Origin of the sequence: Aureimonas sp. AU20 (genome assembly GCF_001442755.1) — a bacterium.
In the GTDB taxonomy this organism is placed as follows: domain Bacteria; phylum Pseudomonadota; class Alphaproteobacteria; order Rhizobiales; family Rhizobiaceae; genus Aureimonas.
The window spans coordinates 2,901,586-2,927,804 of sequence record NZ_CP006367.1 but is presented as its reverse complement, the minus strand read 5'-3'; the positions used below and the strand labels follow the sequence as shown (position 1 = coordinate 2,927,804).

Genomic DNA, 26,219 nt, shown 5'->3' with positions numbered 1-26,219 from the left:
CGCGCCGGGCCTCCGTCAGGCGGCGCGCAGGAGCTCAGTGTCGAACCATTGCGCGAAGGCCTCGCGCTCGGCCGGGCTCATGTGTAGGCCCTGCTTGGTGCGGCGGAACAGGACGTCCTCGGCCTTCAAGGCCCACTCGTTGTTGACGACATGGCGCACCTCGGCCTCATAGAGTTTGGCGCCGAAATGCCGGCCGAGCCCGTCCATCGAGGTCGCGCCCGCCAGGAGCCGCTCCATCCGCGCGCCGTAGAGGCGGCCGTAGTGATGCAGGAGCCCGCGCGGCAGCCAGGGATAGGCGTTGCGCATGTCCTCGCTGAACTGCACGAAATCGGCATTGGCGATCTCGCCGCCGGGCAGCTTGGACCCGGCCGTCCAGTCCCCGCCCATATTGGGGAAGAACTTGGCCACCTTCTGCACGGCGTGTTCGGCCAGCTTGCGGAAGGTGGTGATCTTGCCGCCAAAAATGTTGAGGAGCGGAGCGCCGCCGGTCTCGTCGAGATCGAACGTGTAGTCGCGCGTGACGGCGGACGGATTGCCCTGGCCGTCGTCGAAGAGGGGGCGCACGCCGGAGAAGGTCTCCAGCACGTCCTGGCGCCGAAGCTTCTCCTTGAAGTAGCGATTCACTGCGGCGAGCAGATATTCGATCTCCGACTCGTCGGCCTTCACCTGCTCCGGCGGCCCCTCGTAGGGAATGTCGGTGGTGCCGATCAGCGCCTTATCGCCCTCATAGGGGTTGATGAAGATGACGCGCTTGTCGTGGTTCTGGACGAGATAAGCGTGGTCGCCGTCCCAGAATTTGGGAACGATGATGTGGCTACCCTTCACGAGGCGAACGTTGCGGCGCGAGTTGCTGCCCGCTACGCGACCCACGATGTCGTTCACCCAGGGGCCGCCGGCATTGACGATGCAGCGGGCGAGAACCGTGCGCGTGTTGCCGGTGCGCTCGTCGCGCATCTCGACGCGCCAATGGCCGTTCTCGCGCCGCGCGCTGGTGCAGGCGGTGCGGGTCAGGATCTCCGCGCCCTTCTCGGCGGCGCCGACGGCGTTCAGCACCACGAGGCGCGCGTCGTCCACCCAGCAGTCCGAATATTCGAAGCCCTTGGTGTACTGGTCGAGGATCGGCGCACCTTCGGGGTCGCGCCGCAGGTCCAGCGAGCGCGTGCCGGGCAGGCGCTTGCGGCCGCCTAGATGGTCGTAGAAGAACAGGCCGAGACGCACGAGCCAGGCCGGGCGATCCTCGGGGCTGTGCGGCAGCACGAAGCGCATCGGCCAGATGATGTGGCTTGCCGAATCGAGCAGCACCTCGCGCTCGATCAGCGCCTCGCGCACCAGCCGGAACTCGTAATACTCGAGATAGCGCAGGCCGCCGTGGACGAGCTTGCCCGAGCGCGAAGAGGTGCCCTGCGCCAGATCGTCCTTCTCGCAGAGAATGACCTTCAGTCCGCGTCCGGCCGCGTCGCGCGCGATGCCCGCGCCGTTGATGCCGCCGCCGATCACGAAGAGATCGACCATCGGATGTTCCGCCATCATGCGCTCCTTTCGGCGGATATCGCCGCGATGAGTGTCTGTTCTGTGTGTTCGGGTTCGGCCTCGGCGCCCGCGTCGGGCGCCGCATTGCGAACCTCGGCCAGCGTGTTCCACACCGGAACCAGTGCGCGGCGGGCTTGCGAATAGGCCGGAAAGAGGCCGCGATAGGTACGGATCAGGCCGGCGTCGGGCGCCTCCGGCTCGCCCAGAAGCGGCGTCACCCATTCCGCGATGCAAGCGTCCATCGTGGGATAGGCCCCGACCGCGACCGCCGCCATCATCGCCGCGCCCGCCGCGCCCGCTTCTTCGCGCGCGGATACACGCACCGGCGCTTCCACGCAGGCCGCCAGCACACCGCGCAGCGAGCGCGAACGGGCGGCGCCACCGGTCAGGCGAAGCTCCTTCGGCAGATCGCCCATCGCGGCGTAGCAATCGCGCGCGGCAAGGCCCAAGCCTTCCACCACGGCGCGAAGCAGATCGGGGAAACGGTGGTTGGCGGACAGGCCGATGAAGTCGGCGCGCGCGTCGGCATTCACGAAGGGGCCACGCTCGCCGGTGTCGGAAATATAGGGGTGATAGAGGAGGGCGCCCGGCTGGCTCTTCTCCATCCAGCCCTCGATGCGCTTCACCAGATCGCCGTGGCTGATCTCGCTGCCCATCTCGGAGAGGAGATCCCCGGCGACGCGCAGAACCCAGTCGATGTTCAGCGTCGCGGCCATGTTGGTCTGGACCTGCGTCACGATGCCGGGAACCGGCAGCGCGATGACATAACCCGTTCCTTCCGCGTTCAGCATCACGTCGCCCTGCGCCACCGCGCGCATGTGGACGCCGGTGGAGCCGACCGTGGAGCAGGCGGCCGGCGCGCCGCCAGCATGGACGCCGGCGCCAAGGGCCGTCATCACCATGTCGACATAGCCGAGGCTCACCGGCGTTCCCGCCAGGAGGCCCGTTGCCTCGGCGGCTTGGCGAGACAGCGGATGGGTGATCTCGGTCCCGTCCACGATCTCGGGCAGGAGGTGACGGCGCGCGGTCAGGCCGAGCGATTCGATCACCGTGTCGTCGTAGCGCCGGGTGCGGAAGTCGCCGAAGGTGAAGCTTGCCTCTGAGGGATCGGTCGCCCGCACGCCGGTGAGATTGAGATAGAGCCAGTCCTTGCAGTGGAGCGCGACCTCGGCGCCGTCCAGAAGCTCGGGCGCGGTGGCGTCCATATGCGCCATCTGGCTACCCTGCTGGCAGGTGTTGAGGCCCGTTCCGGTGCGCTCGAAGCGCTGGCGCTCCAGCGGCGAGCGCACGAGCCGGCGCACGCTCGGCGCGGCGCGCGCGTCGAGCCAAAGCCAGGCGTCCGTCACCGGCCGATTGCCGGCGCCGACCAGCCATGTCCCGTCGCCCTGCGCTGTGACGGCGAGCGCTGCCGTGCGGCGCGCCAAGTCCTGGACCCGCTCGCCGAGATCGCGCAAGGCGCGGGCGCAGTCGTCCCAAGTCTGCTTAAGAGACTGACGGGCCGAGCCATCGCGCCCGATCGCGTAATGGTTCAACACGGAGGCGACGGCGAGCTGCCGCCCGGCCAGGTCGAAGGCCACGGCCTTGATGACCGAGGTGCCGGCGTCGATGCCGATCAGGATGTCCCTGGTGTCAGACATGGCGCGCTCCCGCGTGCCGGCCGGCCGACGCGTATACGCGCACTTGCGGCGTGCGCCGGCCGAATGGATGGGCGGTCGAGCCTCGCATCCCAATTCCTCCCCGTTGGCATCGGCGGCGCGATCGTTCCGATCGTCTGACAGCCGGATGCGTCTCGTCTTGTGATGGGGCAAACGCAACGAGCGCGCGTTTGTCGCCCCCATCCCTAATCTGCCTCTAATGGGCGTCTCAGGCGGTTTCGTCGGCCATGAGCGCGGTCGCGGTCTCCTCGTCGGTCACCAGACCGGCGAGAAGGCCGCTGCGAAGAATGGCGCCGATGCCGCGAATCTTGGCCCCGCCGCCAGCGATCGCGACGATGCGTCGCCCCGAAAGCGAGGCGAGGTCGGGCGAAAGCGTGCGGGCCGCGAGCGAGGTCTCGACGGGTTGGCCCGTCTCGTCGAAGAAATGGCCGAGGATTTCGCCGATCCCGCCGCCGGCCTGGACCTCACGGATTTCCTCCAGATCGATCATTCCAGCACCCACGAGCTGGGCGTCGGGCTCGGTCGTGCCGATGCCGACGATCATCAGGTCGGCGCGCATCGCCAGATCGAACACGTCGGCGACGCCGCGCTGCGACAGGAGAATGTCCCGGTCGGCGGCGGAATTGGCGACGAAGGGAACCGGCAGCACATAGGCCGCGCTGCCCGTCCGCTCCGCCAGACGATACATCACGTCGTGCGGGTTCGCGGCGAAGTTGCGTGTCAGGCCGCCCATCAGCGAGACGAACCGGGTCGAGCCGCAGTCGATTCGCGGCGAGGCGGCGATCGCCGCCGCCAGCGTGCGCCCATGGCCAATGCCGATGATCTTGTCCGACGAATTCTCGATCTCGCGCTTGAGGAAGCCCGCCCCGGCAATGCCCAGCGCGCGCAGCGGCAGCCCGTCCTCGTAGAGATTGGGAACGACCTGCGCGTAACTCATGCCAAAGCGCCGGCAGAGCCGCTCCTCCAGCCGCAGACACTCCGTCACGTCGCCGTCGATCGTCACCTTCACGGCGCCGGACTGGCTGGCCCAGCTGACCAGCCGGTGCGCCTTGACGTTGGACACGCCAAGCCGCTCCGCCACCTCGGCCTGCGTCAGGCCGGCGGCGAAGTGGAGCCAAGCCGCGCGAATGGCGAGGCTGTCGTCATCGACACGCTTCGTGGCGATCCGTGCCATGTCCGATCCCGTGGTTTGCGTATTGAATTATTTTTCAATTGGTGCAAAGTCTTTCACGCAGACTCGTCCTTGTCAACGAAGTCACAAGGGTTCGAGTGGGGCCGAACAGCGTGGATGCTTCGCTGTCCTTACCAGGGTGAGAGAGGGTAAGGCGGGCGCGAGACGCGAGATGGCGGGGCTTCGAGCCCCGTGCGAATTGATGGGAAGCCGCCCGGCGAGGAGGATCGGGTCGGGCCGGCTTCAGGTGGGAGGACAGACCGATGCGCAGCACGACGACGAAGACGCCTTGCCCATCCGGGCGACCCGCGCTTTCGCTTCCGCGCGCCTGTCCCCGCCACGCCTGACAACACCCGCCGATCCTTCGGCCGGGGCCGGCTGGGCACATCTCGCCCGCGTGTCCGGCCTCAACCTCATGGGAGGTCGCTTCATGACTGTATCTGGCCTAACCGCCCCCAAGGCGAAGCGTCGCGTGATCGGCACCGGCACGATCGTCACCTCGCTCGTCAGCCTCGCGCTTCTCGTCGGCATCGCCTACGACACGGTGGTGGTGCGCATCGGCTCCGAGGCGGCCGCCGGCCCGGCCGGCTTCTCGCCGGCGACCTATGGCCAGAGCGAGTTCCCCAAGATTCGCGACGCGGTGGTCGCCAAGGCCGTGGACGCTCCGACGCTGGCCGCCGCTCTCCTCGAGAACAAGGCGGCGGCGAGCGAGAAATACGGCGTCAGCTCGGGCGGCACGGTGTTGTTCTCGGTTTCCTTCAGCGGCACGGCCAGCGAGCCGAAGGCGGGCATCACCACGATCGCTGTGCCGGGTATGCCGGAGGGCACCACGCTGCGCGTCCAGACCGGCCCGGCCATCAACGGAACGGAGTTGCGCGATGCGACGGGGACGATCCAGTTCGGCCAGTTCACCAACCAGATCGAATATCAGGACGCCGGCTCGGCGCTGAACAACGCGATGAAGGCCGAGGTTCTCTCGCCCGTCGACGTGAAGGCGCTGTCCGGCAAGACGGTCGCGGTCACCGGCGTGTTCCGCCTCGTGAACGCCAAGAACTGGCTGGTTACGCCCGTCAAGCTGGCGGTGCAGTGATGTCGAAGACGTCCGCCCCGGCCTTCACGAAAGGCGAGACCGTCCTTTCGGCCCGAAACGTCGCCAAGTCCTACGGCAGCGTCCACGCGCTGAAGGGTGTGAACTTCGACATTCATCGCGGCCAGGTGACGACCCTGTTCGGCGAGAACGGAGCGGGCAAGTCCACGCTCATGCGCATTCTGTCGGGCGTCACGCCGCAGACCTCCGGCGAGATCGTGCTGGACGGGGAGCCCGTGCAGTTCAGCTCCGCCAACGACGCGCGCGACCGGGGCATCTCGATCATCCACCAGGAACTGAGTCTCGCGCCGAACCTCAGCGTCCGCGACAACATCTTCATGGGTCGCGAGATCCAAACGGCGACCGGCGTCGATTTCGAGCGCGAGGCCGAGATCACCCGCGCCCTGATGCTGGAACTCGAAGAGGACATCGACCCGCTGACGCCGGTGGAGGAGCTTCGTCTCGGCCAGCAGCAGATCGTCGAGATCGCCCGCGCGCTGTCGATGAAGTCGCGCATCCTCATCATGGACGAGCCGACTTCGGCGCTCAGCGCCTCGGAGGTCGAAGTTCTCTTCAAGGTGATCCGCGACCTGACGAGCCGGGGCGTGTCGATCGTCTACATCTCGCACCATCTCGAAGAAGCCCTACAGATCACCGATCATGCCGTGGTGCTGCGCGACGGCGCGATGACGGCCTATGCCGAGCGCAAGAACATCGATCTCGAATGGATCGTCCGCCACATGGTGGGCGAGAATTTCGATCTCGGCTCGCCGCCGTCCGGCTACGCGTTCGGCGACACCGCGCTGTCGGTTCGCGACGTGAGCGTCACGCTGCCGTCCGGCGCGGACGCGGTGGATCGCCTGTCGCTCGACGTGCGCGCCGGCGAGATCGTCTGCATCTACGGGCTGATGGGCGCAGGGCGCACCGAGCTGCTCGAAGCCGTCGCCGGCCGCGTGCCAGTCAGCGGTGGGCATGTGCTCCTGCGCGGCGAGGACATTTCCGATCTCTCCATCGCCGAGCGGATCGAGGCCGGGCTCGTGCTCGTGCCCGAGGATCGCCAGCGCGACGGGCTGGTGCAGACCATGTCGGTCGGCGAGAACCTGTCGCTCGCCAGCATCAAGGCGTTCACGCGCCGGCTCTTCACCTCGCAGCGGGCGGAGGAGGGGCTGGTGGCCGACTCCATCCGCCGCGTGCACGTGAAGACCTCCGGCGGGTCGGCGCCCATCGGGTCGCTTTCGGGGGGCAACCAGCAGAAGGTCGTGATCGGCAAGATGCTGGCGACCCATCCGAAGGTCGTGCTGCTCGACGAGCCGAGCCGGGGCATCGACATCGGCGCCAAGTCGGAGGTCTTCAAGCTTCTGGCCGAGCGCGCGCGCGAAGGGCTCGCCGTGGTGTTCTCGACCTCCGAGGTCAGCGAATGCCTGAGCGTCGCCCACCGAATCATCGTGATGAGCAAGGGCCGCATTTCGGCGGAGTTTCCCTCCGACGTCACCAAGGAAAAGATCATGGCCGCGTCGGGCGAAGCCGTGGTCGCCTGAACCAGAAAGAGATGGGAAACCCGATCATGAGCACCAGCACCGCCGCCCCATCCGCCAAGGCAGGGTCCGAAGGCTTCGACCTCGCCCGCCTGCTTCTGGAAGGACGCGCCTTCTTCGCGCTCGTCGCGATCATCGTCGTCTTCTCGATCCTGTCGCCGTTCTACTTCACGGTGAACAACTTCCTCATCATGTCCTCGCATGTCGCCATCTTCGGCCTTCTGGCCATCGGCATGCTGCTGGTGATCCTGACGGGGGGCATCGACCTGTCCGTCGGCTCGACGCTGGGCCTCGCCGGCGTCATCGCGGGCTTCCTGATGCAGGGCGTCACGCTGCCGATGCTGGGCGTCATTCTCTACCCGCCGGTCTGGGCCGTGGTGGTTCTGACTTGCGCCCTCGGCGCGCTGATCGGCGTCCTCAACGGCGCGCTGATCGCCTATCTCAAGGTGCCGGCCTTCGTCGCGACGCTCGGCGTGCTCTATGTCGCGCGCGGCGTGGCGCTCTTGATGACCAACGGCCTGACCTACAACAATCTCGGCGGCCGGGCCGAGCTCGGCAATACCGGCTTCGACTGGCTCGGCTTCAACCGCCTGTTCGGCGTGCCGATCGGCGTCCTCATCCTGATCGTCATCGCCATCATCGGCAGCGTCCTTCTCGCCCGCACCGCATTCGGCCGCTGGGTCTATGCGACGGGCGGCAACGCACGCGCAGCGGAGCTCTCGGGCGTGCCGGTCAAGCGCACGCAGATCCTGGTCTACGTCCTGTCGGGCGTCTGCGCTTCGATCGCCGGCCTCGTCCTGTCCTCGCAGCTGACCTCGGCGGGCCCGACGGCCGGCTCCACCTACGAGCTGACGGCGATCGCTGCCGTGGTCGTCGGCGGCGCGGCGCTCACCGGCGGGCGCGGCACGATCCGCGGCACGCTGCTCGGCGCCTTCGTGATCGGCTTCCTGTCGGACGGCCTTGTCATCATCGGCGTGTCCTCCTACTGGCAGACCGTTTTCACCGGCGCGGTGATCGTGCTCGCCGTTCTTCTCAACAGCATCCAGTATGGCCGGCGCCCCAAGCGCGCCCCTGCGGCTGCTGCGACGCCTTCCCCGCAGCAGGGAGCCAAGGCCTGACGGGCCTGACCGACGCGCGGAAAACGCCGGACCCGGCCCGGGCCCGACGCATCACCAGCCAAAGACTTCAAGGGAGAGACAACATGCTGAAAAAAGGCAAGAGCCTTCTGCTCGCGGGCATCGTCGCCATGGCCTTCACGGGCGCCGCCGCGGCCGAAGGGCTGGTGACGGTGATCGTCAACGATCCGTCCAACCCCTACTGGTTCACGGAAGGCGAGATCGCCTCCAAGACCGCCAAGGACCTCGGCTACGAGGCGGTGGTCTCCTCGCACAAGGGCGACACCAACACCGAGAGCAACCTGATCGACACGGCGATCACCAACCGCTCCAAGGCGATCATTCTCGATCCCGCCAATGCGGACGGTTCGGTCGGCGCGGTGAAGAAGGCGGTGGCGGCCGGCATCCCGGTCTTCCTCGTGAACGCCGAGATCAACCAGGAAGGCCTCGCCAAGGCTCAGCTCGTCTCCAACAACGCGCAGGGCGCGGCGCTCGGCGCCCAGGCCTGGGTCGAGACGGTCGGCGACAAGGGCACTTATGTCGAGCTGCTCGGCGCGCCTTCGGACAACAACGCGGCCACGCGCTCCAACGGCTACAAGACCGTTCTCAGCCAGTACCCGGACCTGAAGCTCGCCGCTTCGGACGTCGCCAACTGGGATCGCCGCCAGGGCTATTCCAAGATGCAGAGCCTTCTGCAGGCCAACCCGAACATCAACGGCGTCATCTCCGGCAACGACGAGATGGCGCTCGGCGCCATCGCAGCGCTGAAGGAAGCCGGTGCCCTGTCGAAGATCACGGTCGGCGGCTTCGACGGCTCGCCGGACGCGGTCGCCGCCATCAAGGCCGGCGAACTCGCCTACACCGTGCTGCAGCCGGTCGCGGTCTTCTCCAAGGAAGCCGTGCGTCAGGCCGACAGCTTCATCAAGACCGGCAAGACGGGCGCTGCCAGCGAGAAGCAGCTCTTCGACTGCATCATCATCAACAAGGACAATGTGGACGATTACGCTTCGCCCTTCGTCATGAAGGAGTAAGGCGGCCGGGTCGCTTCCGGCCCGATCTTCCCGACGCTTTGGGGCCGGTCGCAGCGCTGCTGCGGCCGGCCTTTTCGTGTTTGGGGCATGGGACGAAAATGGCGAAATGATCGGATTCATCTGTTACAATATCGGCATCCGGTGATACATTCGGGGTCTGGTGCGGCCGGGGAGGCTGCCTGTCCTTCGCGAGATCGCCCATGGCCAGCCTGCTTGGCATCGACAATGGTTTGACCGTCACCAAGGCGGTCGTCTTCGACATCGATGGAACGCAGCTGTCCGTCGCGCGGCGGCGGGTGCCGCAGTCCATGCCCCGGCCGCGTTGGGTGGAGCGCGATCCCGCCGGTCTCTGGACGGCGACCGCAGAGGCCATTCGCGAGGCGATCGCCTTGTCAGGCCGGCCGGCGGAGGATATTCGCGCCGTCGCCGCGACGGCCCATGGCGACGGGGTCTATCTCCTCGATCGCGACCGGCGCCCGCTGCGACCCGGCATCCTGTCGCTCGACAGCCGGGCGCTGGATCTGGTCTCTGCCTGGCGCCAGGGGCCGCTTTTCGAAAAGGCGCTCGCGCTGACCGGGCAGACGCCGCATGTTTCGGCCCCTTCCGCGCTGCTCGCTTGGCTGAAGGCGGAAGAGCCGGAAACCTTCGCAGAGATCGGCCATGTCCTCGCCTGCAAGGACTGGCTGCGCTTCTGCCTCACCGGCGAGGTCGGCACCGATCGGACCGAGGCGAGTACGTCCTTCACCGATGTTCGCACGCAGATCTATTCGGCCGAGGCGCTCGAGTTGTTCGGGCTTTCGGAGCTCGGTTCGGCTTTGCCGCCGATGTTCGGCTCGGGCGAGATCGCCGGCGTGGTGACGCGCGAAGCCGCCGAAGCCACGGGCCTCGTCGCGGGCACGCCCGTCGCGGCCGGCTTGCACGACGTGACGGCTTCGGCGCTCGGCATTGCGGCTCATCGGCCGGGCTGCGTCGGCATCGTCGCCGGCACCTATTCCATCAACGAAGTGGTGAGCAAGGCGCCGCGCACCGATCCGCGCTGGTTCTGCCGCAACGCCATCGAGCCCGGTTGCTGGAACAGCATGTCGATCTCGCCGGCCTCCACCGCCAATTACGACTGGTTCCTCGACCGGCTCTGCGAGCGCGACCAGAAAGCCGCGATCGAGGCCGGCCAGTCGATCCATGCGGTTCTGGCGGCGGAGATGGAGGCGGCCTTCGCGCGGCCTTCCACCTTGTTCTTCCATCCCTATCTCTTCGGCTCGCCGCATGGCGACGCAGCCAGCGCGAGCTTTCTCGGCCTTCATGGCTGGCACGACCGGAGCGACATGCTGCGGGCGGTGCTCGAAGGAATCGCCTTCAACCACCGCACCCATGTCGACGCGCTGCGCGACGGCTTTCCCTTCGAGAGCGCGATGCTGACGGGCGGGGGCTCGCGCAACCCCGCCTTCGCCCAGCTCTTCGCCGATGTCCTCGCCATGCCGGTCAGCGTGCCGGGAACGGAGGAGGCGGCGGCCTTCGGCGCGGCGCTCTGCGCCGGGGCGTCCGTCGGCCTCTACGCCTCGCCGCTCGCCGACCCGCGCGATCTCTCAGTGGTGACGCGCACGTTCGAGCCCGATGCCCGACGCGCGGCCGAGATGAACGAGCGCTTCGGCCTCTTCACCCGGCTGGCCGAGGCGATGAAGCCCTACTGGCTCGAACTGGAGGCGATCGGCGCGGCTTCTCCGGGGCGGCCTTGATGGGCAAGGGCGACGCGCGGCGGGAGGAGATCGCGAGCTTCGTCATTGCGCGCGGCCAGGTGCGGATCGACGATCTCGTCGCCGAGTTCGGCGTCTCCCGCATGACCGTCCACCGCCATATCGACCAGTTGGCCGCGCAGGGCGTTCTGCGCAAGTTGCACGGCGCCGTGTCCGCCCAGCCGAGCGGCATCTACGAGAGCCTGTTCCGCTATCGTGAGACCGTCGCGCCGGAAGAGAAGCAGGCGCTTGCCCGGGCGGCGCTCGAACTGATCGAGCCGGGGCAGGTGGTGATGATGGACGATTCCACCACCGCCAGCGCCTTGGCGCCGCTTCTGGAAACGCGCGCGCCGCTGACCATTGTCACCAACAGTCTCGGCGTCGCCCAGCGTGTGCGGCATGGCGAGGGGATCGACCTCATTTGTCTCGGTGGCCATTACCACCCGACCTACGACGCCTTTATCGGCCATGTCTGCGAGAGCGCGGTGGCGCGGCTGCGGGCCGATGTGCTGGTCTGCTCGGCCTCGGCCGTGTCGGGTCGCAGAGCCTTCATCCAAGACGGGCAGATGGTGCGCGCCAAGCAGGCGATGATGGCCGCCAGCGCCCGGCGCCTGTTGCTTCTGGATTCCACCAAGTTCGGCAAGACCGCCCTGCATCTCTTCGCCGATCTCGCCGATTTCGACACCGTCCTCGCCAGCTCCGCCATCGCGCCGCAGACCGCCCGCGCGCTGAAGGATTCCGGCATTCCGCTTCGTCTCGTGGAGACCGACCCCGCATGAACGTAAACGCGACGCCCCGATCCGCCCCGCTCTTCGACCCGCAACGCCTCGCCGCGCTCGACGGGGCGGAGGTGGACGTTCTCATCCTCGGAGCGGGCGTCAACGGCGCCGGTCTGTTCCGCGACCTTTGCGAGCAGGGGCTGACCTGCGTCCTTCTCGACAAGGGTGACTTCGGGTCGGGGACGAGCGCTGCGCCCTCGCGCCTAATCCATGGCGGGCTGAAATATCTGGAGACGGGCGAGTTCGGCCTCGTCGCGCAATCGACCCTGGAGCGCAACCTGCTCCTGCGCAACGCGCCCCACTGCGTCGAGCCGTTGCCGACGATCATCCCCGCCTTTTCCTGGACCAAGGGGATCGGCGCAGCGCTGCGCACGCTGCTGGGCTCCACCACCGCGCCGCGCAGCCGGGGCGCTGTTCTCGTCAAGATCGGGCTAGCGCTTTACGACTTTTACGGCGCGCGCCACCGCGTCATGCCGCGCCACACGCTTTCCGGCCGGGCCAAGTCGCTGCGCGATATGCCGATGCTGACGCCCGCCATCAAGGCGACCGGCCTCTACTACGACGCCAAGATCGCCCGGCCCGAGCGCCTCGTGCTCGAACTGGTGGAGGACGGCCTGCGCGCCTCGCCCCGCTCGGCGGCGGCCAATGGCACGGAGCTGATCGGCGCGGAAGACTCGAGCGTCGCCTTCCGCGCGCCGGACGGGCGGCGGCTGTCCGTCCGGCCCCGCATCACCGTCAATGCGGCCGGTCCCTGGATCGATCATGTGAACGCATCGCTCGGCGCGCCCTCGAAGCTGATCGGCGGCACCAAGGGCTCCCATATCCTGCTCGACCATCCCGAACTCCTGCGCCAACTTGCGGGACGGATGATCTATTTCGAGGCGGACGATGGGCGCATCTGCCTCGTGTTCGACTATCTCGGCCGGGCGCTGGTCGGCTCGACCGACATTAAGGCCGCCAACCCGGACGAGGTCCGCTGCGAGGCGGAGGAGATCGACTACTTCCTCGACAGCCTGCGCAGTCTGTTGCCGGGCCTTTCTTTCGATCGCGGCCAGATCGTCTACACCTATAGCGGCATCCGGCCGCTGCCGGCCTCCGACGCGTCCAATCCCGGCCTTATCAGCCGCGATCATTCCGCGCCGGTGATCGAGCCGGCCGAGGGGCGCGGCTTTCCCATCATCTCGCTGGTCGGTGGCAAATGGACGACCTTCCGGGGCTTCGCGGAGGAAGTGGCCGACACGATCCTCGGCCGGCTTGGCCGCAGCCGCCGCGTTTCCACGCAGCATCTGCCGATCGGCGGCGGCCGCGACTTTCCGGCCGACGCCATGGCGCGCGACGCCTTCATCGTCCGCGCGGCCGGGGAAACCGGGCTAGCGCCCGCGCGCATCGACCAACTCCTGTCGCGCTACGGAACCACGGCGCTCGCCATTGCCACGCATCGCGGCCGGTGGAGCGATGCCGATCGCCTACCGGAGGCGGATAGCTACAGCCTGTCCGAGCTCGACTATCTCCTGCGCCATGAGGGCGTGCTGCATCTCACCGATCTCGTCCTGCGTCGCACGACGCTGGCCGTTCGGGGCGAGGTGACGGGCGACCTGCTCGCGCGTTTGGCGGATGTCGCCGCCGAGGTCTTGGGCTGGAGCGAGGAGCGAAAGATCGCGGAATGCGAACAGACGAGGCAGGTCCTCACCACGCTCCATGGCGTGACGCTCTGACGGAGCATGGACGGGAGGGCGCGTGCCGCCCTCCCGACCGTGATGCTTTCGGTTTCCGGTGTCTATCGCTTAGCCCGGCCAAGCGTCTTCGTTTTGCCGGGAGATGCTCTACGTGGCCGGCGCCGGGTCCGGCGAGCCGGTATAGAGCGAGGTGCTCGGCGCCTGCGTCAGCACGCGGTAGCGTTCGAACTGCGCCAGCACGTCGGAGATCAGATCGTCGCGGCTGAAATCGGCGACGTCGTATCCCCGTGTGCCATCGGAGAAAGCCGTGCGCGCGGCCCAGACCTGCTCGCGCCGTGCTTCCGGCCGAGAGGCGTCGGCGGCGGAGAAGACCATGGCGGGCCGGGCCGCCGGATTGACGCCGTAGACGAAGTTGCGCGTTGCCTCGGATCGCACGGTCAGCGTCGCGCCGCCGTCCTCGTCCCGCTCGGTAGCGGCGTCGAGACCCCGCTTGTTCAACTCGCGGCAGACCTCCTCCAGAGCCGGCCTAGCGGTGCGCTCGATGAAGGCGAGAATGTCGCGCTTGGTCGGCTGGTGGAGAATGGCGCCAAGCCGCGCCTGCCACCCCGCCGAGCGGGCACGGATGGCGGGGCGAGCCTCGCGATGGGCGGTCAGCCGCGCCATGTCCGCCCGCATGCCGCGCACCAGTCCGAAGGCCAGAAGCAGGAGGATGAAGGCAAAGGGTAGGGCGGTGATCAGCGTCATGGTCTGCAAAGCGCCAAGGCCGCCCGCGAGCAGCAGGGCCGCAGCCACTAGCCCTTCCAGAGCGCACCAGTAGATGCGCTGCCAGACCGGCGTGTTGGAGTTGCCGCCGGCTGCAATCGTGTCGATCACCATGGAGCCGGAATCGGCCGAGGTGACGAAGAAGACGGCGACAAGGGCGCAGCTGAGCGTCGAGGTGACGAGCGTCCAGGGCAGATATTCGAAGAACTGGAACAGCGAAACCGAAATGTCCTCCCCCACGGCGCGCGCGATCGCCCCGGCGGCCGGCCCCATATCAAGCGAGATCGCCGTGTTTCCGAACACGGTCATCCAGAAGAAGGTAAAGGCGGAGGGCACGAACAGGACGCCCACCACGAATTCGCGCACCGTGCGCCCGCGCGAGATGCGCGCGATGAACATGCCGACGAAGGGCGACCAGGAAATCCACCAGGCCCAGTAGAACAGGGTCCAATCGCTGATCCAGTTCTTCGGCTCGTAGGCATAGAGTTTGAACGTGCGCTCCACGAAGCCGGAAAGATAGGTGCCCGTGTTCTGGACGAAGGCGCGGAACAGGAACTCCGTCGGCCCGACCACGAGCACGAAGAGCATGAGCACGATGGCGAGGAGGAGATTGCCCTCCGAAAGACGCCGGATGCCCTTGTCGAGGCCTGAGACGACCGAGGCGGTCGCCATCGCCATGACGAGCGCGATCAGCCCGACCTGAATCCAGGGCGTCTGCGGCACGCCCACGAGATAGTTCAGCCCCGCGTTGATCTGCAGAACGCCGAGGCCGAGCGAGGTCGCGATGCCGAACATAGTGCCGCAGATGGCGAAGATGTCCACGGCATGGCCGATCGGCCCATAGATGCGCTCGCGGATCAGCGGGTAGAAGCCGGCCCGGATCGTGAGCGGCAGGTTGTAGCGAAACGAGAAATAGGCAAGCGACAGGCCCACCACGGCATAGATCGCCCAAGCGTGGATGCCCCAGTGGAAATAGACGATCGACATGGCCTGCCGCGCGGCGGCGAAACTGCCCGGCGCCTCTTCCGGCGGCACGGAATAATGCAGGATCGGCTCGGCCACGGCGTAGAACATGAGGCCGATGCCCATGCCTGCGGCAAACAGCATGGCGAGCCAGGAAACATAGGGATAATCCGGCTCGGAATCGTCCGGCCCGAGCTTCAGCGTGCCGTAGCGGCTCACCGCCAGGAAGAGGACCGTGACGACCAGAATGCCGACAGCCAGGAGATAGAACCAGCCGAAGGTTTCCAGAACGAAACCCTGCACGGCCGAGAAGATGCGGGCGGAATCGTCGGGATAAACGACGCCCACCAGGGCAAGCAGGACGATGATGGCGCTGGCCGTGAAGAAGACAGGCCTGTTGAGGGTCGATGTGGGCAAGGGCAGGGCATTCCATGGGCGAGAAAAGCGATGCCGCGCCCGGAGGATCGGCGCGACCGCTATCAGATCTAGGCCGTGATCCGGTCATGGGAACACTTTTTCGCCATGAAGGGTGATCGGGCGGCCCTGCAAAAGCCTTTCCCCACACGAGAAAGCCCGCCCGCGACGTTGCGCAGGCGGGCTTTTTTTTGAACAGGCGTATGGCCGTTGGCTCGCCCGTGCGGGCGGTCGGATCGCCGGCGATCAGCCCCGGCGACCCTGCGTCAGGTCGCGCTCGATGTCGAAGCCGGCGCCGAGGCGCATCTTGTAGACCTGATAGTTCTCCATCACGCGCTGCACGTAGTTGCGCGTTTCGGTGAAGGGGATCAGCTCGATCCAGTCCACGACCTTGTCGATGTTCTGGCCGCGCGGATCGCCGAACCGGTCGATCCATTCGCGCGCCCGGCGCGGACCGGCATTGTACGCCGCGAAGGTCAGGATGTAGGACCCGTCGAAATTCGAGATCTGCTGGCCGAGATACTGGCTGCCCAGAAGCGCGTTGTAGGACGTGTCGTTGAGGAGCCGCGTCTCGGAATAGGGAAGGCCGGCGTTCTTGGCGAGACCCTTGGCCGTGGCCGGCATGACCTGCAGCAGGCCGAGCGCGCCGACCGGGGACTTGGCGCGCGGGTTGAAGGCGCTTTCCTGGCGCGCGATGGCGTAGGCGAGCGCCTTGCCGCTGGCCGAGATGTTGGCGCTTTCGGGAATGACGCCGACCGGGAAGGCCAGCGCCGGGGCGTTGACGCCGCGCCCATAGGCGGTCTTGCCGACGGTGAGCGCCAGCGCATGGTCGCCGCGACGCTCCGCCATGGAGGATAGGATGGCAAGTTCGCCGGGGCTGGTCAGATCGTCCGCCAGCGCCTTGTACAAAGCGTCGGCCCGGCTTTCCGAGCCGATCTGCTCCAGCCGCTTGATGGCGCGCACCGCCTCGCGGCTTTCGAACGTGCGGCGCTCGTTGTCGGACGGGCGGGGATAGGCGATCGGGCCGGGATTGCGGCCGAGCTTGGCGGCGGCCAACTGGCCGTAGAAGGTCGCGGCGTGGCGTGCGGCCTGCTCGTAATAGGTTCGCGCGCTGCCGGGGCCGCCGGCCTCCGCCGCGCGGCCCAGCCAATAGAAGGCGCGGGACTGCGACAGGGGGCGCGAGGAGATCTGCTGGATGCGGCCGAAATGCTTGGCCGCCGTCGCGGGATCGTTGAGATAGCGCAGCGCGTACCAGCCGGAATGGAACTCGGCCTCGACCGCCTCGGTCTGGCCTTCGGCGGAATGGTTGGCGACGATGCGGTAGGCGGCCTTGCGGTCGCCCTTCTCCAGAAGCATGCGCGAGATGATGCGCCGCTCGTTCCACCACGCATCGGGGTCGACCAGGCTGGCGCGGTCGCGCGGGGCGCGCTCGATCAGTGCTGCTGCCTCCGCGATGCGATCCTTCTTGCGAAGGTTCTCGGCGGCGGTGAAGAGATAGCTGGGGTCTGACCGCAGGTTCGCCGGCACCTTGGCCAGCAGCGCGTCGGCGCTGGATTCGCCGCGAATGGAGGCGGCGCGGGCGCGGAACAGCGATTCGGCGTTGGCGAGCGAGGCGACGCGCTGCGCGTCCGAAACGCGGTCGCCGTAAAGCAGCATGTCCATGCGGGCCTTGTGGTCCGCCCTGGTCAGCAGCGCGCCGAAGTTCGAGAGCATCTGCGTCTCGATCGCCTTGTCGAACTTGTCCGTACGCCAGGACTGGACGACGAGCGCCTTGGCCTTGCCGGCCTGACCAAGTTCGATATAGGCGCGGGCGAGCGCCATGGCGCCTTCCGGAGTCTGCGGAGCGTCCTGCGCGAAGGCGGCCACGACATCGGGCGCGCGCATCCGCTCGCGGTTCAGCGCGCGCTCCAGATTGGCGCGGATGGTCTTCATGCCGGGCCAGCCGCGCAGCTCCATGGCGGTGTGGGCGATCTCGGCGGCGGGCACGTCGGTCGTGCCTCGCAGCGCGATGGCCCAGGACAGGATATGCCGGTCGAGCGAGCCGGGTGTCATGCCCTCGCGGATCGCCAACGCGCGGGGGATGTCGCGCCAGGTCGCGTCGAGCCCGTCCTTCAGGTCGCCTCGCATGGGCGCGACGCTAGATACGCGCGCGCCCATGGCTGCGATCGAGGAGGTGAAGGCGGTCGCGTCGGCCGGCGCGGCAGCGCGCGGCGCCGGGGCGGCGGGCTGGCGCAGCAGCGGGTTGCCGGAGGGCGGCGGCGCGCCGAAGCGCTCGGGCGTCGGCTCGGGAGCGGGGCGCTCGCGCCCCAGGCCCAGCGTCGGCATCTTGAAGTTCGGCATCGGGATGCGGTCGAGCAGCGATTCCGCATTCGCCGAACCGGCCATCAGCGCCGCCATGACGACGGGCAGAAGAAGAGCCTTGGCGCGGATCGCGTTTCTCATGGGTCGTCCCGTTGCATTGCCATCACAGAGGCGCCCCGAAAGGCGCCGGTTCGTCAGACTTTCCATCAACGCGATGAAGAACTCGTAAACCATGCTCGCGGCCATCGCTCGCCGCCGGGCGAGGGAGACGCGCGGCGTGTCTCGCCGCTTCGTTGTCGCTTGTCTCCGTTCGGCGGCTTTATTATGGTGCCGCGTCCGTAAGCGGGCCGAGTGCGCTTCAGTGTCGCCCGGTGGCCGCGCGGATGGTCGAAAGCTGCCGGCTCTTGCGCTTCGCGCGGCGGACCTTCTCCTCATTCGGTCGCCGGGAGTGACGACATGACCTTCAAGGGCTCGATGACGGCTCTCTTGACCCCCTTTGCCGCCGACGGCAGCGTCGACGAAGGCGCGTTTCGCGACTTCGTGGAATGGCAGATCGCGGAGGGGACCCACGGCCTCGTTCCCGTCGGCACCACGGGCGAAAGTCCGACGCTGACCCATGCCGAACACAAGCGCGTGGTCGAGCTCTGCATCGAGACCGCCGCCGGCCGCGTGCCGGTGATCGCGGGCGCGGGCTCCAACAACACGGTCGAGGCGATCGACCTTGCCCGCTCGGCGGAGGAGGCTGGCGCGGACGGCATTCTGGTGGTGACGCCCTACTACAACAAGCCGACCCAGCGCGGCCTCTACGAACACTATGCGGCGATCGCCCGCGCTGTGACGAAGCCCATCGTCATCTACAACATTCCGCCCCGCTCGGTGATCGACATGACGCCGGAAACGATGGGCCGTCTGGCGCACGACTTCCCCAATATCGTCGGCGTCAAGGACGCCACCGCCAAGCTCGACCGTGTGTCGGAGCAGCGCATCACCTGCGGGACGGACTTCATCCAGCTGTCGGGCGAGGACGCGACCGCGCTTGGCCATATCGCGCATGGCGGCCATGGCTGCATCTCGGTGACGGCCAATGTCGCGCCGCGCCTGTGCGCCGAGTTCCAGGATGCGTGCCTCAGCGGCGACTTCGCCAAGGCGCTGGAATACCAGGACCGTCTCATGCCGCTGCATAAGGCGATCTTCATCGAGCCGGGTCTGTGCGGCACGAAATACGCCCTGTCGCGGCTCGGCAAAGGCCGCAACGTCGTGCGCCTGCCGCTGGTGCCGATCGAGGCCTCGACCGAGGCGGCGATCGACGCTGCGCTGCGCCATGCCGGCCTCCTGAATTGACGAACGCGGGCGTCGCCCTCACTTAAGGCGTCACAGCATCAGCAGCGGACGGGGCAGATAAGTTGGCCCGTCCCGCAACCGGACGGACCCATGGCCAAGAAGCCGGCTCGAAACAATGTCGCCGCCGAGAATCGCAAGGCGCGCTTCCACTACGAGATCATCGACACGCTGGAAGCCGGCTTGGTGCTCACGGGCACCGAGGTCAAATCTCTGCGCGAGGGCCGGGCGACGATCGCCGAATCCTACGCCACGGAGGAGGGCGGGGAGATCTGGCTCATCAATTCCAACGTGCCGGAATATCTCCAGGCCAACCGCTTCAACCACGAGCCGAAGCGGCGCCGGAAGATCCTCGTCCACGCCGCCCAGCGCAACCGGCTCGCCGGTGCCGTGCAGCGCGACGGCATGACGCTCGTGCCGTTGAAGATCTACTTCAACGAGCAGGGACGGGCGAAGCTGGAACTCGCCGTCGCGCGGGGCAAGAACGCGCCCGACAAGCGCGAGACGATGAAGGAGCGCGACTGGAACCGCCAGAAGCAGCGCGTCCTCAAGGAAGGCGGGCGCGACTGAGCGTCTGAGCGCCGACCAGGGCGCATTCCTCCTTGCGCGTCGCGGCGTTCGGCTCCAGCATGCCGCCTTGGCATTCGGGAGGTTGCGACATGACGGACTTCACCATTCTGCCGGAAGGGCTCGAAGCGCCGCTGGACGACGGCGGCGCGGCCCATCTGACCGGGCGGCGGCTGCCGTCCCTGGCCTTGTCCTCCACGGCGGGCGGGCAGGTCGATCTCGCTCGGCTCAAGGGTCTGGCCGTTCTTTATCTCTACCCCATGACCGGGCGCCCGGGCCTGCCCCTGCCGGGCGGCTGGGACGAGATTCCCGGCGCGCGCGGCTGCACGCCGCAGGCTTGCGGCTTTCGCGATCACTTCGCCGAGATGCACAGGCTCGGCGTTGCGCATGTGTTCGGGGTTTCGACGCAGACCACCGCCTATCAGCGCGAAGCGGCCGAGCGGCTGCATCTGCCGTTCCCGCTTCTCTCCGACGCCTCCGTGGAACTGGCCGAGATGTTGGACGTCCCAGTCTTCGACGTTGACGGCGATACGCTGTTCAAGCGGCTGACGCTGATCGCCCGCGATGGCGAGATCGTGAAGGTCTTCTACCCCGTCTTCCCGCCGGACCGGAACGCCGAGGACGTGGCGGAGTGGCTGGCGGAGCATCGCGAGGCGCTCAGCCACCCCCGCATGTGAGGGGCTAGGGCTGGACCTTCAGATGCTCGGCCACGTTTGCGAAGACGTCGTGGAACATCGCCTCCGTCAGCCGGCCCGTGTTCGTGTTGTAGCGCGAGCAATGATAGCTCGACGCGACCAGGAAGCCGCCGACCTCATGCGTGCCACCATGGCTGAACGGAGCGTCCTTGAGCTTGGCGCCGAGCGCGCGCAGCGTCGAGTCATGGGCGATGCGCCCGAGCGTCACGATGGCGCGAAGCGAGGGGAGGCTTTCGATGGTCGGCGAGAGGAAGCGCCGGCAGTCGTTGATTTCCTGGCCCGTCGGCTTGTTTTCTGGCGGCACGCAGCGCACCGCGTTGGTGATCGCAGCGCCCACGAGATGCAAGCTGTCGTCCGGCCGCGCCTCGAACTCCCCGGCCGCGAAGCCGAAGTGCTTCAGCGTGCTGTAGAGAAGATCGCCGGCATAATCGCCCGTGAAAGGACGGCCGGTTCGGTTCGCCCCCCGTACCCCGGGCGCCAGACCCACGACGAGAAGCCGCACGCTTCCCGCGCCTTCCCTAGGCAGAAAGGAGCGCACGGGCGCATTGTGCCAGCCGGGCTCGCGCTCGCGCCATTCGTGGCGAAAGGCGGCAAGGCGCGGGCAGATCGGGCAGTCCGCCGGAGGGGCGACGGCGTCGGGCTCGGCGGGCTGCTTGGCGGGGCTGGGATGCGCGCTCAATCCTGCGCATCCGCCGGCAGTGCGTCCTCGGTGCCGGCCTCGATGCGGCGGGCGAGCCGTGCCTCGCGCTCGGCCGGATTGCGGCCGATCTCGCCCTGAAGCGAGCGAAGGTCGATGAAATGGTCGGCCTGCCGGCGCAGGTCATCGGCGATCATGGGTGTCTGCGAGGCGAGGGTGGAGACCACCGAAACCTTGCGCCCCTTGCGCTGCAGGGCCTCGACCAGCGAACGGAAGTCGCCGTCGCCTGAGAACAAGACGAAGTGGTCCACCGTCTCCACCAGCTCCATGGCGTCGACCGCGAGTTCGATGTCCATGTTGCCCTTGATCCGGCGGCGGCCCATCGCGTCCGTGAATTCCTTCGCCGGCTTGGTGACGACGGTGTAGCCGTTGTAGTCGAGCCAGTCGATCAGGGGGCGGATCGAGGAATATTCCTGATCCTCGATCATCGCGGTGTAATAATAGGCCCGCAGCAGGTAGCCGCGCTTCTGGAAAGCGGTCAGGAGCTTCTTGTAGTCGATGTCGAAGCCGAGCGCGCGCGAGGTGGCATAGAGATTGGCGCCGTCGATGAAGAGGGCGATCTTTTCACGGGGGTCGAACATCGTTCGCTTTCCAGTCAGGCGAGCAGGCCGGGCAAGGCCGCAGGGTCCTCGGCGCGCCGAAACGCGCGCCGGGTCAATCGGTCAGGGACACACAATAGGGTGATGTCGGCGGCCTGCCAACAGGACGCCCGGCCGGGATGACGGCATAAAGCGCCGCTTGCCCCTTGAGATTCATTTGTCAAGAGACTACACGGACGGTTCAGCTCATTGCCCCCGTTCCCAAGGAGACAGGCCATGGCCCGCGTCACCGTAGAAGATTGCGTCGATAAGGTCGAGAATCGTTTCGAGCTCGTCCTGCTCGCCAGCCACCGCGCGCGCCAGATCGCCCAGGGTCAGCCGATCACGGTGGACCGCGACAACGACAAGAATCCCGTCGTCGCGCTGCGCGAGATCGCGGACGAAACCCTGTCGCCGGACGATCTGAAGGAAGACCTGATCCACTCGCTGCAGAAGCATGTCGAGGTGGACGAGCCCGAGCCGGCCGCGCCGACCGCCGGCGCGCTGGTGGAGTCGCAGGCCGACGGCGTCATCACCGCCGGCGAGGACGAGGACGACAACATCGCCTTCGACCGCATGTCGGAGGACGAGCTTCTGGCCGGCATCGAGGGGCTCATCCCGCCGGAAAAGAACGAAGATTTCTAATCTTAGGGCGGTTTGACCCTTTCTCCGATTCCGCATTGCAACCTATATTGGGGGACGCCGGCTCGATGGCCGGCGTCCCTTTTTCGTTCGATGATGGAGACGGCGTCCGGTCATGATGCGGCAGTATGAGCTTGTCGAGCGCGTGGCGGCTTACAAGCCAAACCTCGACGAGGCTCTGCTGAACAGAGCCTATGTCTACGCGATGCAGAAGCATGGCGCGCAGATGCGCGTGAACGGCGATCCGTATTTCTCGCATCCGCTCGAGGTCGCCGCGATCCTCACCAAGCTCCATCTCGACGAGGCGACGATCGCGGTCGCGCTGCTGCACGACACGATCGAGGACACGGACGCCACCCGCAAGGAGATCGACCAGCTCTTCGGCGCCAAGATCGGCCAGCTGGTGGAAGGGCTCACCAAGCTCAAGCGCCTGGATCTCGTGTCCAAGAAGGCCGCGCAGGCCGAGAATCTGCGCAAGCTCCTGCTCGCCATCGCCGACGACATCCGCGTTCTCCTGGTCAAGCTCGCCGACCGCCTGCACAACATGCGCACGCTTCATCACATGAAGCCGGAAAAGCGCGCGCGCATCGCGCAGGAGACCATGGACATCTATGCCCCGCTCGCCGGGCGCATGGGCATGCAGGACATGCGCGAGGAGCTGGAGACGCTCTCCTTCCGCCACCTGAACTCGGAAGCCTTCGAGACGATCTCGACGCGCCTTGCCGAGCTGATGGAGCGCCACGCGCTGACGATCAACGAGATCGAGCGCACGCTGACCGAGAAGCTGAAGGAGAACGGCATCGAGGCGCAGGTCTCGGGCCGGCAGAAGAAGCCCTATTCGGTCTTCTCCAAGATGCAGCGCAAGGCGCTTTCGCTGGAGCAGCTCTCCGACATTTTCGGGTTCCGCGTCCTCGTCGATACCGAGGAGGACTGCTACCGCACGCTCGGCATTGTCCACCGCACCTGGCCTCTCGTGCCCGGCCGGTTCAAGGACTACATCTCGATCCCGAAGCAGAACGACTACCGCTCGATCCACACCACGATCGTCGGGCCGTCGCGCCAGCGCGTCGAGCTGCAGATCCGCACCCGGGCGATGCACCATATCGCCGAATACGGCATCGCCGCGCACGAGCTTTACAAGGACGGCGAGCACGCGCTGTCCACCGAGTCCTCCGCTTATGCCTGGCTGCGCCGCACCGTGGAGATGCTGGCCGAGGGCGACCAGCCCGAGGAGTTCCTCGAGAACACCAAGCTCGAACTGTTTCAGGATCAGGTCTTCTGCTTCACCCCCAAGGGCCGGCTCATCGCCCTGCCGCGCGGCGCAACGCCGATCGACTTCGCCTATGCCGTCCACACCGATGTCGGCGACACCTGCGTCGGCTGCAAGATCGACGGGCGCATCATGCCGGTGGTGACCGAGCTCGCCAATGGCGACGAGGTGGAGATCATCCGCTCCAAGGCCGCGACACCGCCGCCGGCCTGGGAAAGTGTCGCGGTGACGGGCAAGGCCAAGGCCGCGATCCGGCGCGCCACGCGCCTTGCAATCCGCAAGCAATATTGCGGCCTCGGCCAACAGATTCTGGAGCGCACCTTCCAGCGCGCCGGCAAGACCTTCACCCGCGACGGGCTGAAGCCTTACCTGTCCAAGGTCGGACATCGCGAAGTGGAAGATGCGCTGGCGGCGGTCGGACGGGGGGAACTCGCCTCCAACGACGTGTTCCGCGCCGTGCATCCCGACTTCCAGGACACGCGTGTCACCCGCCCCGCCGCCCGGCCGGACGGCGACGGCTGGTTCCCGCTCAAATCGGGCGGGGCGGGCATGGTGTTCCGCCTGCCGGGCCATCTCGACGGCGGGCCGAACGGCTTTTCGCAGGGGGACGTTCCCGTGCGTTTTAATTCGGACGGCGCCGTGCCGGGCGATCGCATCGTCGGCATTCTGGAGCCGGGGCAGGGGATCACGATCTACCCCATCCAATCGTCCGCGCTCACTGCCTATGACGACGTGCCGGACCGGTGGATCGACGTGCGCTGGGATCTCGACGCCGAGATGACGCAGCGCTTCCCCGCGCGCGTCAAGCTTTCCGCGCTCAACGAACCGGGCGCGCTGGCCGAGATCGCCGAGACGATCGCTCTCAACGACGCCAATATCCACGCCCTGAGCATGGCGGCCACCGCGCCGGACGTGTCCAGCATGGTGATGGATCTCGAAGTCTGGGACCTCCAGCATTTGACGCGCACGCTCAATCAGTTGCGCGGAAAGCCTTGCGTGACAGACGTGGTTCGTGTGAACGGCTAAGCCCGGCAGGGAATCGACACGAAAGCTGGGCCGGACCATCATGGACACGAACGACGTCATCGACATCTTCCGCAAGGCGGGCGCCTTTCTGGAAGGACATTTCATTCTGACGTCCGGCCTGCGGAGCCCGATCTTTCTCCAGAAGGCGCGGGTCTTCATGCATCCGCACTATACCGAGACCCTGTGCAAGGCGCTGGCCGAGAAGCTGCGCGCTGGCGTCGAGGGGCCGATCGACTTCATCGTCGGCCCGGCCGTCGGCGGTCTCATTCCCGCCTACGAGACGTCCCGCCATCTCGGCGCGCCCTCGATCTATGTCGAGCGCGAGAACGGCACGTTCCGCCTGCGCCGCTTCGAAATCCCGGCCGGCGCGCGCGTGGTGATCGTGGAGGACATCGTCACCACGGGCCTATCGATCCGCGAGACGATCACCTGCCTGCGGGACCTCGGGGCCGAGGTGCTGGCCGCCGGCTGCGTGGTGGACCGCTCGGCGGGCAAGGCCGATATCGGTATCCCACTGATCTCGCTCGCACAATATGAAGTCCCGGCCTATCATCCGGACAATCTGCCGCCTGAGCTTGCCGCAATTGCGCCGATCAAGCCGGGTAGTCGCTCCCTCTGACGTTCCTTCTCGGAAGCTAGGTTCCCAATGCTGTTCCGGCGGCGCCAGCCTGAAACACGACTGCAGCGCCTGCGCGGGGCGCTTTGGCCGCGCCGGTCCTGGCGGCGGTCCTTGCGCTACATGCAGAAGCGTGTCCTGCGCCTTCGCGCTACGCCCCATGCCATCGCGGCAGGCGTTGCGGCGGGCGTGTTTGCCACCTTCACGCCCTTTCTCGGCTTCCACTTCATCCTGGCCTTCGCCATCGCCTATTGCATCGCCGGCAACATGGCGGCTGCGGCGCTGGGGTGCCTGGCCGGCAATCCTTTGACCTTCCCACTCGTCTGGGCCTCGACCTACGAGGTCGGCCGCGCCATCCTGCGCGCCGAAGTGCCTGACGGCTCGGCCCCGCCGGGGCTGGAAAGGGCGCTGACGCATCTCGACATCGCCTCAATCTGGGAGCCCTATCTCAAGCCCATGCTGGTCGGCTCGATCCCGCTCGGCCTGGGGTTCGCCGGCCTCACCTACGCGCTGGTGCGCTTCGGCGCGGCCTCTTTCCAGGCGAGCCGGGCGCGGCGCGCGCATGAGCGCACCGCCGCGCGAACGCGCCCCGTGGCAGTGCGCACACCGTCGGACGTGCGCTCATGATCGTCGGCATCGGCAGCGACCTCATCGATATTCGCCGCGTCGAGGGGACCCTGGAGCGGCATGGCGAGCGCTTCGTCGCCCGCGTATTCACGCCGGTTGAGCGCGCCAAATCCGAACGGCGGGCCCAGCGCGCGGCCTCCTACGCCAAGCGATTCGCCGCCAAGGAGGCCTGTGCCAAGGCGCTGGGAACCGGGCTGGCGCAGGGCGTCTTCTGGCGCGACATGGGCGTCGTCAATCTGCCCGGCGGCAAGCCGACCATGGTGCTCACCAACGGCGCGGCAAAGCGTCTGGCGGCGCTGATGCCCAGCGGCCACCGCCCCGTCATCCACGTCACCATCACCGACGATTTTCCGCTGGCCCAGGCCTTCGTCATCATCGAAGCCTTGCCGGAAGAGGTGGCTTAACAATTTTCTA

22 protein-coding genes are annotated in these 26,219 nt (G+C 67.2%); 15 read left to right on the top strand and 7 right to left on the bottom strand.

Features of this window, described 5'->3' with window-relative positions; genetic code table 11:
• Positions 1-15: 15 nt before the first annotated feature.
• The 3 genes from M673_RS13110 to M673_RS13100 all read right to left on the bottom strand — a co-directional run bounded on the left by M673_RS13110 (position 16) and on the right by M673_RS13100 (position 4,359).
• Positions 16-1,527, bottom strand: a complete 1,512-nt coding sequence (locus M673_RS13110; protein WP_061977841.1) for a glycerol-3-phosphate dehydrogenase — start codon at positions 1,525-1,527, stop codon at positions 16-18.
• Positions 1,527-3,167 (bottom strand): FGGY-family carbohydrate kinase, encoded by a 1,641-nt coding sequence (locus tag M673_RS13105; RefSeq protein WP_061976464.1) that lies wholly within the window; start codon positions 3,165-3,167, stop codon positions 1,527-1,529. The genes M673_RS13110 and M673_RS13105 overlap by 1 nt, the downstream gene beginning before the upstream one ends.
• A 226-nt stretch (positions 3,168-3,393) precedes the next feature.
• On the bottom strand, positions 3,394-4,359 hold the full coding sequence (locus M673_RS13100; RefSeq protein ID WP_061976463.1) for a sugar-binding transcriptional regulator: 966 nt from the start codon (positions 4,357-4,359) through the stop codon (positions 3,394-3,396).
• A gap of 427 nt (positions 4,360-4,786) precedes the next feature.
• Between M673_RS13100 and M673_RS13095 the strand changes: the two genes are divergently transcribed.
• From M673_RS13095 to M673_RS13065, 7 genes are all read left to right on the top strand, one after another.
• Positions 4,787-5,446, top strand: a complete 660-nt coding sequence (locus tag M673_RS13095) for a DUF2291 family protein (protein WP_148640068.1) — start codon at positions 4,787-4,789, stop codon at positions 5,444-5,446.
• On the top strand, positions 5,446-6,981 hold the full coding sequence (locus M673_RS13090; protein WP_061976462.1) for a sugar ABC transporter ATP-binding protein: 1,536 nt from the start codon (positions 5,446-5,448) through the stop codon (positions 6,979-6,981). The genes M673_RS13095 and M673_RS13090 overlap by 1 nt, the downstream gene beginning before the upstream one ends.
• A gap of 26 nt (positions 6,982-7,007) precedes the next feature.
• Positions 7,008-8,096: an ABC transporter permease gene (locus M673_RS13085; protein WP_061976461.1), complete on the top strand. Its 1,089-nt coding sequence runs from the start codon at positions 7,008-7,010 to the stop codon at positions 8,094-8,096.
• Positions 8,097-8,179: 83 nt separating this feature from the next.
• A complete protein-coding gene (locus tag M673_RS13080) occupies positions 8,180-9,124 on the top strand; it encodes a D-ribose ABC transporter substrate-binding protein (protein ID WP_061976460.1) in 945 nt (314 codons plus the stop codon).
• A gap of 200 nt (positions 9,125-9,324) precedes the next feature.
• Complete coding sequence (locus M673_RS13075) at positions 9,325-10,857, top strand: FGGY-family carbohydrate kinase (protein WP_061976459.1); 1,533 nt, start codon at positions 9,325-9,327, stop codon at positions 10,855-10,857.
• Complete coding sequence (locus M673_RS13070; RefSeq protein ID WP_061976458.1) at positions 10,857-11,633, top strand: DeoR/GlpR family DNA-binding transcription regulator; 777 nt, start codon at positions 10,857-10,859, stop codon at positions 11,631-11,633. Before M673_RS13075 ends, M673_RS13070 begins: the two co-directional genes overlap by 1 nt.
• Positions 11,630-13,348: a glycerol-3-phosphate dehydrogenase/oxidase gene (locus M673_RS13065; RefSeq protein WP_061976457.1), complete on the top strand. Its 1,719-nt coding sequence runs from the start codon at positions 11,630-11,632 to the stop codon at positions 13,346-13,348. The genes M673_RS13070 and M673_RS13065 overlap by 4 nt, the downstream gene beginning before the upstream one ends.
• A 108-nt stretch (positions 13,349-13,456) precedes the next feature.
• Here the strand turns inward: M673_RS13065 and M673_RS13060 are convergent, their stop codons facing one another.
• Positions 13,457-15,451: a BCCT family transporter gene (locus M673_RS13060; protein ID WP_202814320.1), complete on the bottom strand. Its 1,995-nt coding sequence runs from the start codon at positions 15,449-15,451 to the stop codon at positions 13,457-13,459.
• A gap of 243 nt (positions 15,452-15,694) precedes the next feature.
• Positions 15,695-17,890 carry a lytic transglycosylase domain-containing protein gene (locus tag M673_RS13055; RefSeq protein WP_061977839.1) on the bottom strand — a complete coding sequence of 732 codons (2,196 nt, stop codon included), beginning with the start codon at positions 17,888-17,890 and terminating at the stop codon, positions 15,695-15,697.
• A 315-nt stretch (positions 17,891-18,205) separates the two neighbouring features.
• Between M673_RS13055 and dapA the strand changes: the two genes are divergently transcribed.
• The 3 genes from dapA to M673_RS13040 all read left to right on the top strand — a co-directional run bounded on the left by dapA (position 18,206) and on the right by M673_RS13040 (position 20,331).
• The gene (gene dapA / locus M673_RS13050; RefSeq protein ID WP_061976455.1) at positions 18,206-19,090 is read left to right on the top strand and encodes a 4-hydroxy-tetrahydrodipicolinate synthase; all 885 of its coding nucleotides are present in this window, start codon (positions 18,206-18,208) and stop codon (positions 19,088-19,090) included.
• A gap of 90 nt (positions 19,091-19,180) precedes the next feature.
• Positions 19,181-19,657, top strand: a complete 477-nt coding sequence (smpB, locus tag M673_RS13045) for an SsrA-binding protein SmpB (RefSeq protein WP_061976454.1) — start codon at positions 19,181-19,183, stop codon at positions 19,655-19,657.
• Between the two features lie 89 nt (positions 19,658-19,746).
• The gene (locus M673_RS13040) at positions 19,747-20,331 is read left to right on the top strand and encodes a peroxiredoxin (protein ID WP_061976453.1); all 585 of its coding nucleotides are present in this window, start codon (positions 19,747-19,749) and stop codon (positions 20,329-20,331) included.
• 4 nt (positions 20,332-20,335) lie between these two features.
• Here M673_RS13040 and M673_RS13035 read toward each other — a convergent pair whose 3' ends face one another.
• Together M673_RS13035 and M673_RS13030 are read right to left on the bottom strand one after the other, a co-directional pair.
• On the bottom strand, positions 20,336-21,028 hold the full coding sequence (locus tag M673_RS13035) for a uracil-DNA glycosylase (protein ID WP_061976452.1): 693 nt from the start codon (positions 21,026-21,028) through the stop codon (positions 20,336-20,338).
• The gene (locus tag M673_RS13030; protein WP_061976451.1) at positions 21,025-21,627 is read right to left on the bottom strand and encodes a LabA-like NYN domain-containing protein; all 603 of its coding nucleotides are present in this window, start codon (positions 21,625-21,627) and stop codon (positions 21,025-21,027) included. Before M673_RS13030 ends, M673_RS13035 begins: the two co-directional genes overlap by 4 nt.
• 234 nt (positions 21,628-21,861) lie before the next feature.
• Here M673_RS13030 and rpoZ point away from each other — a divergent pair, with 234 nt between their 5' ends.
• From rpoZ to acpS, 5 genes are all read left to right on the top strand, one after another.
• Positions 21,862-22,269, top strand: a complete 408-nt coding sequence (rpoZ, locus tag M673_RS13025) for a DNA-directed RNA polymerase subunit omega (RefSeq protein WP_061976450.1) — start codon at positions 21,862-21,864, stop codon at positions 22,267-22,269.
• A 112-nt stretch (positions 22,270-22,381) separates the two neighbouring features.
• On the top strand, positions 22,382-24,562 hold the full coding sequence (locus M673_RS13020; protein ID WP_061976449.1) for a RelA/SpoT family protein: 2,181 nt from the start codon (positions 22,382-22,384) through the stop codon (positions 24,560-24,562).
• Between the two features lie 40 nt (positions 24,563-24,602).
• On the top strand, positions 24,603-25,181 hold the full coding sequence (pyrE, locus tag M673_RS13015; RefSeq protein ID WP_061976448.1) for an orotate phosphoribosyltransferase: 579 nt from the start codon (positions 24,603-24,605) through the stop codon (positions 25,179-25,181).
• A gap of 27 nt (positions 25,182-25,208) precedes the next feature.
• Positions 25,209-25,805 carry a DUF2062 domain-containing protein gene (locus tag M673_RS13010; RefSeq protein ID WP_061976447.1) on the top strand — a complete coding sequence of 199 codons (597 nt, stop codon included), beginning with the start codon at positions 25,209-25,211 and terminating at the stop codon, positions 25,803-25,805.
• Complete coding sequence (gene acpS, locus M673_RS13005) at positions 25,802-26,209, top strand: holo-ACP synthase (RefSeq protein WP_061976446.1); 408 nt, start codon at positions 25,802-25,804, stop codon at positions 26,207-26,209. The genes M673_RS13010 and acpS overlap by 4 nt, the downstream gene beginning before the upstream one ends.
• Positions 26,210-26,219: the final 10 nt, after the last annotated feature.

Bases quoted from the DNA above. Each gene is read 5' to 3' on its own strand.
- M673_RS13080 (WP_061976460.1), top strand. From the start codon at position 8,180: ATGCTGAAAAAAGGCAAGAGCCTTCTGCTCGCGGGCATCGTCGCCATG.
- M673_RS13085 (WP_061976461.1), top strand. From the start codon at position 7,008: ATGAGCACCAGCACCGCCGCCCCATCCGCCAAGGCAGGGTCCGAAGGC.
- M673_RS13020 (WP_061976449.1), top strand. From the start codon at position 22,382: ATGATGCGGCAGTATGAGCTTGTCGAGCGCGTGGCGGCTTACAAGCCA.
- M673_RS13100 (WP_061976463.1), bottom strand. From the start codon at position 4,359: ATGGCACGGATCGCCACGAAGCGTGTCGATGACGACAGCCTCGCCATT.
- M673_RS13030 (WP_061976451.1), bottom strand. From the start codon at position 21,627: ATGTTCGACCCCCGTGAAAAGATCGCCCTCTTCATCGACGGCGCCAAT.
- M673_RS13110 (WP_061977841.1), bottom strand. From the start codon at position 1,527: ATGGCGGAACATCCGATGGTCGATCTCTTCGTGATCGGCGGCGGCATC.
- rpoZ (WP_061976450.1), top strand. From the start codon at position 21,862: ATGGCCCGCGTCACCGTAGAAGATTGCGTCGATAAGGTCGAGAATCGT.
- dapA (WP_061976455.1), top strand. From the start codon at position 18,206: ATGACCTTCAAGGGCTCGATGACGGCTCTCTTGACCCCCTTTGCCGCC.
- M673_RS13070 (WP_061976458.1), top strand. From the start codon at position 10,857: ATGGGCAAGGGCGACGCGCGGCGGGAGGAGATCGCGAGCTTCGTCATT.
- M673_RS13095 (WP_148640068.1), top strand. From the start codon at position 4,787: ATGACTGTATCTGGCCTAACCGCCCCCAAGGCGAAGCGTCGCGTGATC.
- M673_RS13075 (WP_061976459.1), top strand. From the start codon at position 9,325: ATGGCCAGCCTGCTTGGCATCGACAATGGTTTGACCGTCACCAAGGCG.
- M673_RS13040 (WP_061976453.1), top strand. From the start codon at position 19,747: ATGACGGACTTCACCATTCTGCCGGAAGGGCTCGAAGCGCCGCTGGAC.
- M673_RS13010 (WP_061976447.1), top strand. From the start codon at position 25,209: ATGCTGTTCCGGCGGCGCCAGCCTGAAACACGACTGCAGCGCCTGCGC.
- M673_RS13090 (WP_061976462.1), top strand. From the start codon at position 5,446: ATGTCGAAGACGTCCGCCCCGGCCTTCACGAAAGGCGAGACCGTCCTT.
- acpS (WP_061976446.1), top strand. From the start codon at position 25,802: ATGATCGTCGGCATCGGCAGCGACCTCATCGATATTCGCCGCGTCGAG.
- smpB (WP_061976454.1), top strand. From the start codon at position 19,181: ATGGCCAAGAAGCCGGCTCGAAACAATGTCGCCGCCGAGAATCGCAAG.
- M673_RS13105 (WP_061976464.1), bottom strand. From the start codon at position 3,167: ATGTCTGACACCAGGGACATCCTGATCGGCATCGACGCCGGCACCTCG.
- M673_RS13065 (WP_061976457.1), top strand. From the start codon at position 11,630: ATGAACGTAAACGCGACGCCCCGATCCGCCCCGCTCTTCGACCCGCAA.
- M673_RS13055 (WP_061977839.1), bottom strand. From the start codon at position 17,890: ATGAGAAACGCGATCCGCGCCAAGGCTCTTCTTCTGCCCGTCGTCATG.
- pyrE (WP_061976448.1), top strand. From the start codon at position 24,603: ATGGACACGAACGACGTCATCGACATCTTCCGCAAGGCGGGCGCCTTT.